Annotated in this window: 16 protein-coding genes and 1 tRNA gene; 6 read left to right on the top strand and 11 right to left on the bottom strand. The window is 60.6% G+C overall.

Annotated features, from left to right (window positions below):
• Nucleotides 1-279 precede the first annotated feature (279 nt).
• Nucleotides 280-996 (bottom strand): oxidoreductase, encoded by a 717-nt coding sequence (locus ABRP93_RS03815; RefSeq protein WP_349886964.1) that lies wholly within the window; start codon nucleotides 994-996, stop codon nucleotides 280-282.
• A 126-nt stretch (nucleotides 997-1122) separates the two neighbouring features.
• Between ABRP93_RS03815 and ABRP93_RS03810 the strand changes: the two genes are divergently transcribed.
• Together ABRP93_RS03810 and ABRP93_RS03805 are read left to right on the top strand one after the other, a co-directional pair.
• Nucleotides 1123-1626: a phage holin family protein gene (locus ABRP93_RS03810; protein WP_023028175.1), complete on the top strand. Its 504-nt coding sequence runs from the start codon at nucleotides 1123-1125 to the stop codon at nucleotides 1624-1626.
• 78 nt (nucleotides 1627-1704) lie between these two features.
• The gene (locus ABRP93_RS03805; RefSeq protein WP_349886963.1) at nucleotides 1705-2613 is read left to right on the top strand and encodes an alpha/beta fold hydrolase; all 909 of its coding nucleotides are present in this window, start codon (nucleotides 1705-1707) and stop codon (nucleotides 2611-2613) included.
• A gap of 64 nt (nucleotides 2614-2677) precedes the next feature.
• Here ABRP93_RS03805 and ABRP93_RS03800 read toward each other — a convergent pair whose 3' ends face one another.
• The 4 genes from ABRP93_RS03800 to nth all read right to left on the bottom strand — a co-directional run bounded on the left by ABRP93_RS03800 (nucleotide 2678) and on the right by nth (nucleotide 5889).
• Nucleotides 2678-3874, bottom strand: a complete 1197-nt coding sequence (locus ABRP93_RS03800) for a MarP family serine protease (RefSeq protein WP_349886962.1) — start codon at nucleotides 3872-3874, stop codon at nucleotides 2678-2680.
• A gap of 62 nt (nucleotides 3875-3936) precedes the next feature.
• Complete coding sequence (locus ABRP93_RS03795) at nucleotides 3937-4638, bottom strand: NUDIX hydrolase (RefSeq protein ID WP_239268934.1); 702 nt, start codon at nucleotides 4636-4638, stop codon at nucleotides 3937-3939.
• Nucleotides 4635-5231, bottom strand: a complete 597-nt coding sequence (locus ABRP93_RS03790; RefSeq protein WP_023025032.1) for a TlpA family protein disulfide reductase — start codon at nucleotides 5229-5231, stop codon at nucleotides 4635-4637. The genes ABRP93_RS03795 and ABRP93_RS03790 overlap by 4 nt, the downstream gene beginning before the upstream one ends.
• 4 nt (nucleotides 5232-5235) lie before the next feature.
• Nucleotides 5236-5889 (bottom strand): endonuclease III, encoded by a 654-nt coding sequence (gene nth, locus ABRP93_RS03785; RefSeq protein ID WP_034659463.1) that lies wholly within the window; start codon nucleotides 5887-5889, stop codon nucleotides 5236-5238.
• A 341-nt stretch (nucleotides 5890-6230) separates the two neighbouring features.
• Between nth and glxR the strand changes: the two genes are divergently transcribed.
• The gene (gene glxR, locus ABRP93_RS03780; protein ID WP_005276495.1) at nucleotides 6231-6914 is read left to right on the top strand and encodes a CRP-like cAMP-activated global transcriptional regulator GlxR; all 684 of its coding nucleotides are present in this window, start codon (nucleotides 6231-6233) and stop codon (nucleotides 6912-6914) included.
• A gap of 87 nt (nucleotides 6915-7001) precedes the next feature.
• On the opposite strand, the gene ABRP93_RS03775 is transcribed toward glxR, so the two are convergent.
• The 4 genes from ABRP93_RS03775 to ABRP93_RS03760 form a co-directional block, all read right to left on the bottom strand.
• The gene (locus ABRP93_RS03775; RefSeq protein WP_349886960.1) at nucleotides 7002-7823 is read right to left on the bottom strand and encodes an MBL fold metallo-hydrolase; all 822 of its coding nucleotides are present in this window, start codon (nucleotides 7821-7823) and stop codon (nucleotides 7002-7004) included.
• 18 nt (nucleotides 7824-7841) lie between these two features.
• The gene (locus ABRP93_RS03770) at nucleotides 7842-8300 is read right to left on the bottom strand and encodes a RidA family protein (RefSeq protein ID WP_349886959.1); all 459 of its coding nucleotides are present in this window, start codon (nucleotides 8298-8300) and stop codon (nucleotides 7842-7844) included.
• Nucleotides 8301-8459, bottom strand: coding sequence for a Sp36 family protein (gene sp36, locus ABRP93_RS03765; protein WP_126318073.1), 159 nt, complete (start codon nucleotides 8457-8459; stop codon nucleotides 8301-8303).
• A 90-nt stretch (nucleotides 8460-8549) separates the two neighbouring features.
• On the bottom strand, nucleotides 8550-8873 hold the full coding sequence (locus tag ABRP93_RS03760) for a WhiB family transcriptional regulator (RefSeq protein WP_005276491.1): 324 nt from the start codon (nucleotides 8871-8873) through the stop codon (nucleotides 8550-8552).
• 145 nt (nucleotides 8874-9018) lie between these two features.
• On the opposite strand from ABRP93_RS03760, the gene ABRP93_RS03755 reads away from it, so the two are divergent.
• The gene (locus ABRP93_RS03755) at nucleotides 9019-11490 is read left to right on the top strand and encodes a transglycosylase domain-containing protein (protein ID WP_349886958.1); all 2472 of its coding nucleotides are present in this window, start codon (nucleotides 9019-9021) and stop codon (nucleotides 11488-11490) included.
• A 3-nt stretch (nucleotides 11491-11493) separates the two neighbouring features.
• Here ABRP93_RS03755 and ABRP93_RS03750 read toward each other — a convergent pair whose 3' ends face one another.
• The gene (locus ABRP93_RS03750; protein WP_005276488.1) at nucleotides 11494-11958 is read right to left on the bottom strand and encodes a GatB/YqeY domain-containing protein; all 465 of its coding nucleotides are present in this window, start codon (nucleotides 11956-11958) and stop codon (nucleotides 11494-11496) included.
• Nucleotides 11959-12001: 43 nt separating this feature from the next.
• Here ABRP93_RS03750 and ABRP93_RS03745 point away from each other — a divergent pair, with 43 nt between their 5' ends.
• Together ABRP93_RS03745 and ABRP93_RS03740 are read left to right on the top strand one after the other, a co-directional pair.
• On the top strand, nucleotides 12002-12889 hold the full coding sequence (locus ABRP93_RS03745) for a metallophosphoesterase (RefSeq protein WP_349886957.1): 888 nt from the start codon (nucleotides 12002-12004) through the stop codon (nucleotides 12887-12889).
• 68 nt (nucleotides 12890-12957) lie between these two features.
• A tRNA-Pro gene (locus ABRP93_RS03740) sits at nucleotides 12958-13031 on the top strand.
• Nucleotides 13032-13096: 65 nt separating this feature from the next.
• Here the strand turns inward: ABRP93_RS03740 and ABRP93_RS03735 are convergent.
• The gene (locus ABRP93_RS03735) at nucleotides 13097-14461 is read right to left on the bottom strand and encodes a CitMHS family transporter (RefSeq protein ID WP_349886956.1); all 1365 of its coding nucleotides are present in this window, start codon (nucleotides 14459-14461) and stop codon (nucleotides 13097-13099) included.
• Nucleotides 14462-14535 lie beyond the last annotated feature (74 nt).

Raw genomic sequence — 14535 nt, 5'->3', positions numbered from 1 at the left:
AAAGCTACCACTTAGCGCTCAGTTAGTTGAAATTTCTACAAAGCCTTGTGGATAACCGTAGATATAGGTGACGGCCCGCGCATCGGGGGTGCGCGCGGGCCGTCGGTAACCCGGCCTCGGGGGGCGAGCCGGGGCAGGCCGCACAGTATATCGGGGCCTTGCACCTATTATTATGACACGTTCACTACCCGATCACAACAGCTAAGAAAAATTATCTACCTGCACGGCGCTGACCTGCACCGAATGGATGTTCACCGCCTACCGGGTACGAGCGTACGGTTAGGCCGCGCGGGCGATGGCATCGGCTTCTTTGCCGCCTACCTCCCAGGCGGAGAGGTGAAAAAGCACCACCTCGCCGGGGCTGTCGCGGTAGCTCGCGCGGCACTCGCGGTAGGCCGTGGAATGGCGGTGGAAATACACCTCTGGCACGGCGAACCCGCGGGGATCGAAGCCGGTGTGTATGGCGGCAAGGCGGGCCGCAACGCGTGCTACGACGCCGCTGCGCGGGCCAAAGAATTCGCCTGCCTCGATTTCGGCGTGCACGACGCTCGGCAAGAGATCGCGGAATGCCGGTCCGCTGCCCTGCGCAATCAGGCGCGCCAAGCCCTGCAAGCGCGCGCTATCGCCGCTGGGAATCCCGTTGCCGCCGGCAGCGACGTCGATGCGCGCGAGCACCTGCAGCGGCGCGCGGGCAAAAGAGCGGACGGTGGAATCTACCACCTCAGGGGCTACCACGGAATACGCGCTGACCGCGCCGGCGAGCGGCCCGCTTTCCACATCGCCCGGGCCAGGATGCGGGGGGATGGCGTGCCCATCCAAGGCCACGCTAGCGCGCGCCCCGCGCATCAAGGACTCCGCGGAGATGACCTCATACCTGCGCAACCCTGCGGGCCTACGGTGGGCGCGCGCGATGGCCGCTGCGGCCTTTTCCGCACCTTCTTTCACCCCCGAGATGCGAAATAGCGGGGATAACGGGTCATTTTCTGGCATATACATTAGGATAGCCCTAGACGCCCCGAGCCCCGAAGGCCCCTACCTTTTGGCGTGGCACCGTAAAACCGCGCTGTATCTATTATCATTGGGGCCGTTACAAGGTTTAGATGAAAACGAGGAGAATTAATCGTGAGCAACGATGGATTATTTACTGACGGCACCGATCAATTCGCACCAAAGGTTAATTCGATTCCTTTGAGCGATGTTGATGCATCGTCCTCCGAAACCTCCATCGGCAAGTTGGTCTCCAATGCCACCGAGCAGATGTCCCAGCTCGTGCGCTCTGAGGTAGAGCTGGCCAAGACGGAGCTGGCGCAGTCCGCCAAGAAGGGCGGCATCGGCGCCGGCTTCTTCGGTGCGGCCGGCACCATCGCACTGTACAGCTCCTTCTTCTTTTTCTTCTTCCTCGCTGAGCTCCTCGCGCTCTGGCTGGAGCGCTGGGCTGCCTTCTTGATCGTCTTCCTCGTGATGATCGTGGCTGCCGGCGCCCTCGCCCTGCTCGGTGTCAAGAACGTCAAGAAGGTTAAGGCCCCGCAGAAGACCATAGATTCCACCAAGGAACTCAAGAACCTGATTCCGGGTAAGGCGCAGAAGTCGCTGGACCGCAAGGACACTCACGGCCTGTATACCTAAACCGCACGCACCATGAGATCCGCCTCAGCCTTTCCTGGGGCGGATTTTCTGTACACATAGAAAGGCGCCTTGCCCTCCATGGCCTTAGCACCACTTCCCCCCTCCACGGTTGAGCTGGAAGGACCCTTTGCGCACGAGTTTGTCCACACCCGGGGCATCCGCCTGCACGTGGCCATAGCGGGCGATAGCGCCGATCCCCTCGTCGTTTTTATTCACGGCGCTTTTGGCGGCTGGTTCGATTTCCAGGAGGTCATAGGGCCCCTCGCCCAGTGCGGCTACCACGTCGCCGCGGTGGATATGCGCGGCTTTGGCATGTCCGATAAGCCGCCCATCGATCCCGGCCAGGATATCCGCACCTTGGTCGGGGATCTGGATGGCCTCATCCAGGCCTTGGGCCACGATGACGCCTATATCGTCGGCGCCGATACCGGTGGCGCGGTAGCGTGGTGCCTGGCCGCCGAGCGCCCCAATCGCGTGCGCGGCTTGGTTTCGGTCTCGGCCGCGCACCCGGTTGATATCCGCCGCGCCATCGCCGCGCGCCCCTGGGACTTTGGGTGGATGATCCTGCGTTCCCTCCTCTGCCACCTGCCCAAGGTCACCCGCGCGAATACCCTGCTGCTTAGCCCCCGGGCCTACCGCAAGGAGCTCAGCCTGGATACGGGGCCCGCGCTTGCCGATGCCACCCTAGAGTCCATCCTTGCCCTGCGCCTGCGCGCCTCCCAGATTGGCAAGGTGCGCCGCGGAATCCTGTGGAACCACCGGATGCGCACCGCCGTAGTGCCCTTGAACTGGTCCGAATTAGCCGTCAAGCGCCCCGTCCTTTTCATCCACGCCCAACAGCGCCTGTGGAACCCCGTCATCCAGCGGGCGGCCCTGCGCGCCCGCGCGGGGTTTAGCGCCACCTCGATCCCAGGGGCCAAGAACCTGCCCTTCCTCGAGGCCCCTGAGGCGTTCGTCGACGAGCTGCGCCGCTGGCTCGACGCGTAGGGGGCGTAGGGCGCGTAGGGCGGCGCGTGGGGAGACATACCCCACGCGGTTCTAGTACGAAAAACTAGTGCGCCACGCACTCGCCGGTTTCTACTGGGCGCTGCAATTGGGTGACATCCCCAATGTGGCCGATGACCTCGTCTGCGGTCAGCGCGTATCCGGTCTCAGAATCGTCCACTGAGGCGCCGAAGATAACGCCCAAGACCTCGCCCGCGGTATTGACCAGCGGGCCGCCAGAATTGCCCTGTTGGATATTGCCACGCACGGTATAAGAATCGCGCTCTACCCGGCCTTGGGAGTAGATATCTGGCCCGGCGATGGTGATGCGATCGCGCACGCGGGCCATTTCCGCATTAAAGGGGCCTGAGTGTGGGAAGCCCATGACCATGGCGTCGTCGCCGGTCTGGGCCGGCTGCTGCGCCCACGGCAGGGGCTGGATGCCCAGATCCGGCGCGTGCAAGACGGCGATATCGACCTCTGGGTTGTAGTAGACCACCGAGGCGTCTTTCAGCCCCAGCTTCGTATCCAACCTCACCGTTTGGGTGCCGGCCACCACGTGGGCATTGGTGACCACATAGTCATTGTCCACCACGAAACCGGAACCCATGAGGCGGCGGGAGCACTCTTCGGCATCGCCAAGCACATGAATGATGGACGGGCGGATGCTGCGCACTAGCTCTGGATCCTGCACGTCTGGGGCGGGGTCCTCAACGTCCTTGCCGCTGATGGAATTTTCCCACGGCGAGACCAAGGGCGGAAGCCCCGATTCATTGAGCAACGCCGCCACGCCATTGGGAAGGGAAGCCAGGCGCGTCGGGGCGGCCGCGTTGAGGTTGCTCAGGATGCGGGAATCGCGCAGCCCCTGCCCCGCGGATCCGCCCAAATTGGTGGCCACGGGAATGGAAATCATCCAGATGACGATGAGCGCGATGAAGGACTGAAAGACCGCGCCGAATAGCGAATCTATCCGCTGGGTGGTGCGCGCCTTCATGCGATCGCGCATGCTGGTGCCCAAGGAGGAACCAATGATCTGCCCAATACCCACCAGCAAAACTAGGATGCCCACGAGCAGGAGCAGGCGCAGCGAAGGCTCCTCCACTGTGCGCAATACGCTGGGTGCTACGGCGATGCCCACCACGAGGCCCGCGCCCACGCCAATGGCGGAGAGCACCGCGGCGAGCGCACCATTGCGCCAACCACTTAGCAATGCTGCTAATACGGCAAGCACAATCAGGCCGTCAACAACGAGCGCAGCAGTCATGGCTTTGGTTCTTTCTCGATCGAAATCTCGTGCGTCCTCCGGCACCTTAAGCGCGCGGGCAATTAGGACATCTTCTCATTATTGCGGGACTTTTTGAGGGTGTCACGCAGGTCTATGACCGAATTGTTATCCCACGGTACGCTCCACCCAGAATGCTCCAATAATGCTGACAGAACTCCGGCAGTAAAGCCCCAAATCACGTAGTCATTGGCATAAAACGCCGGGCCTTGCCACTGCTTAAATCCCACCAGCAGGCGGTTGCGGGGGTCAATGAGCTCCCCGAGCGGGACGAAGAACACATCATCGGTCTCCGCCGGGCTAGCGGGATAGACTTCGCCCGGCTGGTTCCAATGGGCCAGGATGGGGCTTACCGGATTCCCCGTGGCGCGAATGTGCAGCTGTTCCCACTGCTCTAAGGGCGTGACCGTGTGGCGCTGCAGATCGGTTTCCTCCCACGCCTCCCGCAGGGCGGTATCTACCAGCGAGGTATCACCCGGATCCCGCCGGCCGCCAGGAAAGGCAATCTGACCGGAATGCGAGCGCAGGGACGGCGAGCGGTGCGTAAGCAAAATTTCGCCATCCTCCACACTGTTCCCGCTAAGCAGCATCAGCACCGCGGCTTCCCGCTTGGTTGGCACCTCTTCCTCTGAGCCATTGAGCTGCGATGCTTGCCGCTGCCCAATAAGTTCCTGCACCTGACTCGGATCGACGCCCAGCGCGGGTTTTATCCACTCGGGTGCGTACTCGGGCCATAATTCACTCATCCGGCGAGCGCCTCCTCAACCGTTTTTTCGATTTCGGCCGCCGAGGTAAACGGCTGGGCTGCCTGCTTAACCACTTCCCCATCGCGGAGAATCACGGTCACGGGAACCACGCCCGGCAGTCCCAGCGTGCCCGCGAAGCTATTATCCGGATCTTGGAAGCTCGGCAGGTCTACTCCCACATCGTTGAGAAAGGCAGCCCCGTTGGCGGCGTTTTTATCCGCGTGCACCCCAATGACCTTCCAGTCAGGGTGAGACTTTGCCACCTCGTCCAGGTGGGGCAATTCCGCGCGGCACGGCTCGCACCACCATGCCCACACATTGGCGATGGTAATGCCTTCATCCGCCTTGTCCCCTTCGCGTGCATCATCGCCGCCCAAGCATTCCAGTTCCACCCCGGCGATGGGCCCCGCGGGGCAATCTGGGCGCTCGGCCACGTCCTGGTAACCCGCCGAGCCCGATTCCGATCCCGCGCCAGGGGCCTGCGCCGAATCGCCCGTGCCGTTGTCATCCCCACGCAGCTGCATGACCCCCACCACCACGAGGGCTGCGATGACAATGGCCGCAATGACGGTGCCGAAGACGTATTTTTTCATACCGCTAGCTTAATGCAGCTGGGCACAGATCCCGCACCACGCAATTCCCACACTCCGGGTTCCGGGCATGGCAGACGCGCCGGCCGTGAAAAATGATGCGGTGGGAAAACATCGTCCACTCGGCCTCTGCAATGAGCTTGGCGATGTCCCTTTCTATCTTCACCGGCGTCTTCTCCCCCGTCAGCTCCAGGCGCTGCATCAGGCGGCTAAAGTGCGTATCCACGGTAAGGCCCGGTACCCCGAAGGCATCGCCCAGCACCACCAGCGCCGTCTTGCGGCCCACCCCAGGCAGGGAGGTCAGTTCCTTTACGGTCTGTGGCACCTCGCCGCCGAATTCAGAAACCAAGCGCTCGCCGATGCCCATAAGATGCCCCGCCTTTGCCCGCTGAAACCCCAGCGGCCGCAGGATCGCCTCCAGATCCTCCCGGCTGGCTGCCGCATAATCGGCCGCGGTGGGATAGGCGCGAAACAGCTCAGGGGTTACCGAGTTCACGCGCGCATCCGTGCACTGCGCGGAAAGCACCGTGGCCACCAAGAGTTGGAGGGGAGAGTCGAAATCGAGCTCGCACCGCGCATCGGGGTGTTCGCTTGCCAATCGCTCGTTAATGATGGGCGCTCTCTTACTCGGGGCCGCGGTGGCCGGCAGTGATGAACTCATGCCGCCAAGCTTAGTAGGATAGGAATACATGATTTCACTTGTTATTTTTGTACCGCTTGGTATCGCCCTTTTCGCCCTCCTCATGGAAAAATTGGAAGCAGTTGTCTTCGCCGATTAGCCGGAAATCCGCTGGCTGTAACACTAGGGGCGTAAGTGAACCCATTTCTGTCGTGTGACCATTATGGGGACAGTGTCCAAAAGTGACTAACTGCACTGTAAAATGGGGTACGCTAAAAATTGACCCCGCTTGTTCCGCATTAGCGTGCCTCCCTGGAGCCCGCAAAAGGATGTGGCCCAAGCACTTTAGTGACTTTTCGCAGTCGACATCCAAGGAGTAAAACGTGGAAGGCGTACAGGACACCCTCTCCCGCGCCGGAATCTTCCAAGGCGTTGATCCCGTAGCAGTGCAGAATCTTCTCGAGCAGATGGAGACAGTGCGCTTCCCGCGCGGTACCACCATCTTCGATGAAGGCGAGCCCGGTGACCGTTTGTATATCATCACCTCCGGCAAGATTAAGCTCGCCCGCCACGCCCCGGATGGACGCGAAAACCTCCTGACTGTGATGGGCCCCTCCGATATGTTCGGTGAGCTCTCCATCTTCGATCCGGGCCCACGCACCTCGTCCGCCGTCTGCGTGACCGAGGTCCAGGCCGCCACCATGAACTCCGAGCTGCTGGATAAGTGGGTCAGCGATCACCCCGCCATCGCCCAGCAGCTGCTGCGCGTGCTGGCCCGCCGCCTGCGCCGCACCAACGCCAACTTAGCGGACCTCATCTTCACCGATGTGCCCGGCCGCGTTGCCAAGACCCTGCTGCAGCTGGCTAACCGCTTCGGTGTCCAGGAAGGCAGCGCGCTGCGCGTCAACCACGATCTCACCCAGGAAGAGATTGCCCAGCTGGTAGGCGCTTCCCGCGAGACCGTTAATAAGGCCCTGGCTACCTTCGCCCACCGCGGTTGGATTCGCCTCGAGGGCAAGTCCGTGCTCATCGTCGATACCGAGCACCTCGCCCGCCGCGCGCGATAAAAACCACAAATTCCCTCCGCCTCCGTGCATAAGCACTAGGGAGCGGAGGGAATAAGCGTTTTAGCCGGCGTCCTACCGCGCCGCGCGTTAGTTGTCGGTACCGGTACCGTCGAGGTACTTCAACGCGGTGCGCGTAGACTGCTCTGCGGCATGGCGCAGCACCGGATCCACATCATCATACATTTCATTGACCAAGGTGGTCAGATCCACGTCATCACCCAGCCGGGAGCGGATTTCCCGGATCTGGTCGAGGCGGTAATGGCGGCGGTCAATGTACTTGCGCGCCACCTGCGAGGTGTCCTCCAAATCCGGCCCGTGGCCCGGGAAGAGCGGAACATCTTTCCCGCGAGATTCCAGCACGTCCAAGGTACGCAGGTAATCCGCCAAATCACCGTCTGTTTCTGAGAGCAAAACGGTGTGGCGCCCCGCGATGGTATCGCCGGTGGCGATGCCTTCTAACCGGGAATTATCCGCCTCCCCGCTCCACACGAAAAAGGACGTAGAGTCCGCTGTGTGGCCCGGCGTGTGCAGGACCTCCAGTTGCGGGGTGATGCCTTCTAGGGTCAGGATTTCACCCTTCTGCAACGCCTCCGCGCCATTGCAATAGCTGGGATCGAAGGCGCGGATGGGCGCGCCGGTCATCTGCCGGAGACGTTGTGCGCCCGAAGCGTGGTCATCGTGGCGGTGGGTAAGCAGAATTAAAGCCACCTCACCGGCATGGCGATGCACTACGTTGAGGTGGCCTTCATCCTCCGGCCCTGGATCTACGACGATCGACCGAGAGTCTTCAGCGGCGCTAATGATCCAGGTATTCGTGCCCTCGAGGGCGGTATAACTGGGATTATCACAAAGAACTACGCCAACGGATTGGCTTACGGGACGCAATTGACTATATGCGGGGTGCTCCATGCCTACCAGCCTAACCGATCACTCAGCGATCTCTACGATCAATTCGATCTCCACCGGGGCATTCTTTGGCAAGGCGGCAACACCGACTGCAGAACGAGCGTGCGTGCCAGCCTCGCCGAATACCTCCCCGATGAAATCCGATGCCCCGTTAACCACCGCGGGCTGGTCCTCGTAGCCAGGGTCCGAGGCCACAAAGCCAACGATCTTGATCACGCGGGAGATATTATCCAGTCCGATCTCCGCATCAACGGCCGCCAAGGCGTTGAGCACGGCGGTGCGGGCCTGGTCCTGGGCCTGCTCCGTGGTGACTTCAGCACCAACCTTGCCGGTCACCGGCAGGGAGCCATCCACCAAGGGAAGCTGGCCAGAGGTCCATACCTGGTCGCCCACGCGCAGCGCGGGCACATAGGAAGCCAGCGGCTTAGCGACGCCCGGCAGCTCCACCCCCATCTCTTTCAAGCGAGCGGAAAAGCTCATTTACTCTGCCACCTCGCGCTTAAAGTAGGCCACCACGTTCTCCGGGTTCGGGCCAGGGGTGATGGAGACCAATTCCCATCCGTCTTCGCCCCAAGAATCAAGGATCTGCTTGGTGGCGTGGGTCAGTACTGGTGCGGTTGCGTATTCCCATTTAGTCATGGGATTCATTCTAGCGATTTAGTACGACTTATGCCGCCCCTATTTGGCAGCGCTGCCACCGCTGCGCGGCCAGTCACACCCCTGACCGCCTTAAATGCCGACGAGTTCGCCACCCTTAGCCAGGTAATTGGCCCAGTCTGTGATGTGGGGGTTCTTGCGCAACAGCGCGCGGCGCTGGCGCTCGGTCAGCCCGCCCCACACGCCAAATTCCACGCGGTTATCAAGGGCATCTGCGCGGCATTCCGTTAATACGGGGCAGTGGCGGCAAATGACGGCGGCTTTGCGCTGTTCAGCGCCGCGCACGAATAATGCGTCCGGGTCCTCATTGCGGCACTTTGCTTGAGTGACCCACTCACCACGCTCGGGATTTCGGGCTGTATTGGACATTCCCGCAGTCTTCACTCGAACGGTCATGGGTGAGTGTTCTCCTTCCCAGACGGAATACTATGTACCGAAGCCTGAGTCTATTCACTAGAACGCGAGATTGTCTACGAGGTCACACTTTAGGGGGTGCAGGTCACCTTCCCCATTGCCAGGCAGACCACGTAGGGTATTGGGCGTGACTGTCTTCAAATCTTTGTCCAAGATAGCCCTGTCCACGGTCTTGGTAGCCGCGCTCATCGCGCTCGCGCTCGCCCCCTTTGCGGGCATTTCCGGCGTGGCGATCGCCCGCACCAACCAGACCATGCAATCAGACCTGCAAGACCTAACAGCGGGCAATATCCCTGGTGTTACCACGGTGCAGGATGCCTCGGGCAAAGATATGGCCTATGTCTATAGCCAACGCCGCCACCCCGTAGATGGTGACGAGATTTCGGATGCGATGAAAAACGCCATCGTCTCCATTGAAGACGAGCGCTTTTACGAGCACGGCGGCGTTGATCTTCAAGGCAATTTCCGCGCTCTGTGGACCAACCTGACCTCCGGCGGGGTATCCCAGGGTGCTTCCACTATTGACCAGCAGTACGTCAAGAACTACCTCCTGCTCGTCTCCGCGCAAACCGATGAAGAACGGGCTGCTGCGACCGAGCAGTCCGCCACCCGCAAGCTGCGCGAAATGCGCATGGCAACGCAGATGAATGAGGAGTTGGATAAGCAGGAAATCCTCACCAATTACCTCAATCTGGTCTCCTTTGGTAACCATGCCTACGGTGTGGAAGCCGCCGCGCGGACCTACTTTGATAGCCACGCCGCGGACCTCACGGTGCCGCAGGCGGCGATGCTGGCGGGTATGGTGCAGTCTTCAGAGCGCCTCAACCCTTATACCAATGAGGAAGAGGTGCTTGACCGCCGCAACGTCGTGCTCCAATCCATGGTGGATAACGGCTATCTGGAGCAGGCGGATGCGGATGAGTATAAGGGGGAAGAATTGGGCGTCGGCAAGCAGCCCAATACCCTGGCCAATGGCTGCATCGGCGCAGATGATCGCGGTTTTTTCTGCGATTATGTGCTGCAGTACCTCGAGGAAAAGGGCATAGACCAAGACCAGCTCGCCCACGGTGGATACACCGTAAAGACCACGCTGGACCCGCAGGTGCAGGATTCGGCGCTGTCCGCAGTGCAGTCGCGCACCAACCCAAATGCCCAGGGCGTCGCTGAGGTGATGGACGTTATCGAACCGGGCACGTCGGACCGCAAGGTCCTGGCCATGGTCTCGTCCCGTGCGTACGGGCTGGACCAAGACAATAATGAAACCCTGCTGCCGCAGACCAACTCCTTGGTGGGCAATGGCGCCGGCTCGGTTTTTAAGGCCTTTACCGCCGCAGCCGCCCTCGAATCTGGCTACGGCATTAAAAATACGGTGGATGTGCCCACCCGCTACGAAGCCGAAGGCCTTGGCCACGGCGGCGCCGATAACTGCCCCGCCAACCGCTACTGTGTGGAAAACGCGGGCAACTATAAGGCCACGATGACACTGCAAGAGGCCTTGGCCCACTCGCCCAATACGCCATTTATCAAGCTCACCGAGCAGGTTGGCGTGGCACCCATCGTAGATATGGCGGTGCGCCTTGGCCTGCGCTCCTATGACGAAAAGGGCACCTTTGATAAGGACACCTCCATCGCGCAGCGCACGAAGGACGCCAATTCCGGTTCCTTTACCTTGGGCCCCAACCCGGTAAATCCGCTGGAGCTATCCAATGTCGGCGCAACGATTGCCTCCAATGGCCGGTGGTGCGAGCCCAACCCCATTGACAAGGTCCTGGATAAGGACGGCAATGAGGTCTATCTCAAGGAGACCCCGTGTGAGCAGGCGGTAGACCAGGATGTGGCCCACGCCCTGGCCAATGCGCTGTCTGAAGATGCCAAGCAGGGAACCGCCAAGGATGCCGCCCACGCTGCTGGCTTTAGCTCCCCCGTCGCCGCCAAGACCGGTACCACCGAGTCCAACCAGTCCTCGGCGTTTTTGGGATTCAACGATGGGCTCGCCGCCGCTCCTTATATTTATAACGACGGCACCGATACCCAGCCGTTGTGTACCTCACCTGTGCGCCAGTGCACCGGCGCCGGCAACCTCTTTGGTGGCTTGGAGCCCGCGCAGACATTTTTCACCATGGCATCGCAGCTGCCGCGGGCTACCCAGGGTGGACTGCCCAATTACAATAAGAAATACGATGACGGCACCACCGGGGATAAGCTGCTCGATAGCTTGCGCGGCAAAAACGAGTCACAGGCCCGCAGCACCCTTGAGGCCAAGGGCTATGTGGTAAAGACCTCCCGCGTCGTCGGCGGGGATGTTCCCTACGGCCGCGTGGTGCGCGCGATTACCGGCAAGGATGGCAAGAAGGACGGCGCCGAGATTACCCTGCAGCTTTCCGATGGCACCTCTGCCACCCAATCCCCCTCCAGCGGCGTGGGCAGTGCGAATACGACCGGCGCACAAAATAACACCGGCAGCGCGAACACTACCGGTGTGAGCAACTGGGGAGGAAATAACGGCGGCGGATTAAACCTCAGCCCAGAGGACTTTGGAATCCGCCAAGAAGATATCGATAACTTCCGCAACGATATCCGCAATCTCCTCGGCCGCTAAAGATTAGTTAAGCTGGCCTTTTACCTCTGCGGAAAGGCGCTTGCCGTCGGCCTGGCCGGCGGCTTTTGCATTGGCAACCTTCATGACCGCACCCATCTGCTTCATGGTGGGTGCTTCGCCGTTTTCTTTTTCTACCTCAGCAATTGCTTCTTCTACCAATGCCTTCAGCTCCGCGTCATCGAGCTGGCGCGGCTGGTAGGCCTCGAAGAAGGGGACATCGACAAGCTCAGCCTCTGCCAATTCCGGGCGGCCATTTTCTTCATAGACCTCCGCGGACTCGCGGCGCTTTTTAATCTCGCGCGCGATGACCTTAAGGATGTCTTCATCCTCCAGCTCGTGGCGCGAACCGGTGGTTTCCTCAGCCTGGATTGCCGCCAACAGCGCGCGAATGGCGCTGGTGCGCTGCTTTTCCTTGGCCTTCATCGACGTTTTCAGATCTGCTCGGATAGTATCTTTTAGCTCGCTCATGCCTTTCAATATACGTCCATTTAAGGCAGGTAGTGTAGAAGCTGTGAAACTTCAACGGATTCTTGGCGGCGTCGCCGCCGGCCTAGGTATTGCTGCTTGGGGCTTTAGCGAGCTCACGAAATTCGAGCTCAAGGAATATACTCTTCCGCTCCTTCCCAAGGGCACCCTGCGCGGCGAAGAAGAGTTCCGCCTGCTGCACATTTCTGACCTGCACATGATCCCGGGGCAACAGACCAAGATCGATTGGGTCTCCGCCCTCGATGCGCTGGAGCCAGACCTCGTGGTCAATACCGGCGACAACCTCTCCGATAAGCAGGCCGTCCCCGATACCCTGCGCGCGCTCGGCCCGCTGCTCGCCCGGCCCGGCGTCTTCGTGTTTGGCACCAATGATTATTGGGCGCCCCGCCCGGTCAACCCCTTTAAGTACCTGCTGGGCAAAAAGCGCGAGCCCTCCTACGTTGACCTGCCTTGGCGCGGCATGCGCGCGGCCTTCGTGGAGCACGGCTGGTACGACGGCAACCAAGCCCGCCACGAGTTCAAGGTGGGCAATGTCCGCCTCGCCGTGGCTGGGGTGGACGATCCGCACCACGACTTGGATGATTATTCCGAAATCGCCGGCCCGCCCCACGAGGATGCCGATCTATCGCTCGCCCTGCTCCACGCCCCCGAGCCGCGCGTGCTCGAAAAATTCGCCGCCGATGGCTACCAGCTTTCCCTTTCCGGTCATACCCACGGTGGGCAAATTTGCCTGCCTGGGTCGCGCGCCATCGTGACCAATTGCGGCATTGATCGCCCACGCGCACAGGGCCTGCATGATTTCGGCCCTATGAAGATGCACGTCTCCAATGGCTTGGGCACGTCCAAATTCGCCCCAGTGCGTTTATTCTGCCGCCCCTCGGCCACCCTGCTGAGGATCACTGAGGCGGACTAGACCTGCCGTTTTGTCGATCTCATTCACCATGCGTTAAAGTATCTCAGTACTGCTTTTAAGCAGTAGACCGGGATATGGCGCAGGTTGGTAGCGCGCTTCGTTCGGGACGAAGAGGTCGCAGGTTCAAATCCTGTTATCCCGACAATAGCCTGCAGGAAACTGCGGGCTTTTTCCATGCCTACAGGGCCGGCGGATTCCAGGGCCCGCTTAGGCCAGCATCCCGGTAAAGAATGCGATGGCGACGAGGATGATGGAAAATACCCATGCGACGGGGAAGGCTATCTTCAAGTACTTGCCCATCTGACCGTCCGCCAGCCCCAGCGCCAGCCACAGCGCCGGCGAAAATGGGGAGACGAAGGTTCCCACCACGTTGCCGATAATAAGGGCGCTCGCAGCGCCCATCCCGCTGACGCCGAAGGACTCCACCGTGCCCTGCACGATGGGCAGTACCGAGAAGTAATACGCATCCGTGGAGGTCAACAGGTCTAGCGGAACCCCAAAGAATCCCACGATGACGTGCAAATACGGTGCCACTCCTTCTGGGAGAACATTCACCAGGCTCAGCGCGATTTCTTCTAGCATCTTGGTCTCATTGAGCACGCCCAAAAACATCGCGGCCGCGATGATCACTCCGGCCATGGACAAGGCGTTGGGAGCGTGACGCCGCAAGGCATCGCCCTGCTCCATCGCGCCGTCGAAGTTCACCACCAAGGCAATGGTGGTAGCAATGAGGAACGCGGGCGCCGGTGGCAACAAGCCAGAAAGCAGGGCTGCGAGCACGGCCAAAGCAACGACGATATTCGCGATGGTAACCCACCGGGATTTCCGGTACCTGAACCCGAGTTTCTGCTGTTCCTCGGCCTGCTTGGCGGAAAAATCATCCGCCAACGAATTCACGTCCACAGAGATGGTGCCCTTAATCTCGCCGCTTTCCTGTAGCTTGGCCAAGCGGCGGTTTTCGCGCCAGCCCAACAGGGTGGCAGTAGCAAAGATGAGGACCACTGCCACACCCTGAATGGGCAATAAGTGCAGCCAAATATCGTTCGGGTCTTGCTCAACCACCGCACCGGCACGCCCCAGTGGCCCGCCCCACGGGACCATATTCATCACCGAAGCGGCTAGGGCCACGATGGTAATTAGGACATAGCGCGACATGTGCAGCGCCCGGTACAGCGGCAGCAATGCGGGAATCGTAATAAGGAAGGTCGTGGAACCCGATCCATCGAGGTGTGCCACGATGCCGATGGCGGCCGTGCCTATGGTCACGGCCATGACATTGCCGCGGGTCGCCTTGATGAGTCTGCGGATCACCGGGGTAAAAAGCCCCACATCCTGCAAAATGCCGAAGAAAATGATGGCGAAGATGAACATCACCACGACGTTGATGACAGAACTTAAGCCTTCACCAAAGAAATCCGCGATATCTTCTACGCCGAAACCGGTTATCACAGCGCCGATGACAGGCACCAGGGTCATGGGGATGATGGGATTAACGCGGCCGCGGATGAGGATGCCCACCGTCACAAAGATGATGGCCAGTCCCATCAGGGTCAGCCCCAGGGAGGTCTGCATTGCGCTCCTTCAAAAGTCACTGGCGCCCGCCTGGCGCACGCCATTAGCCAATGGACGTATAGCTAATGTTAAAC

It is taken from the genome of Corynebacterium sp. KPL2850 (assembly GCF_040225855.1).
Classification (GTDB): domain Bacteria; phylum Actinomycetota; class Actinomycetes; order Mycobacteriales; family Mycobacteriaceae; genus Corynebacterium.
The sequence above is the reverse complement of the archived record's forward strand: the minus strand, read 5'-3'. Positions and strand labels throughout refer to the sequence as shown.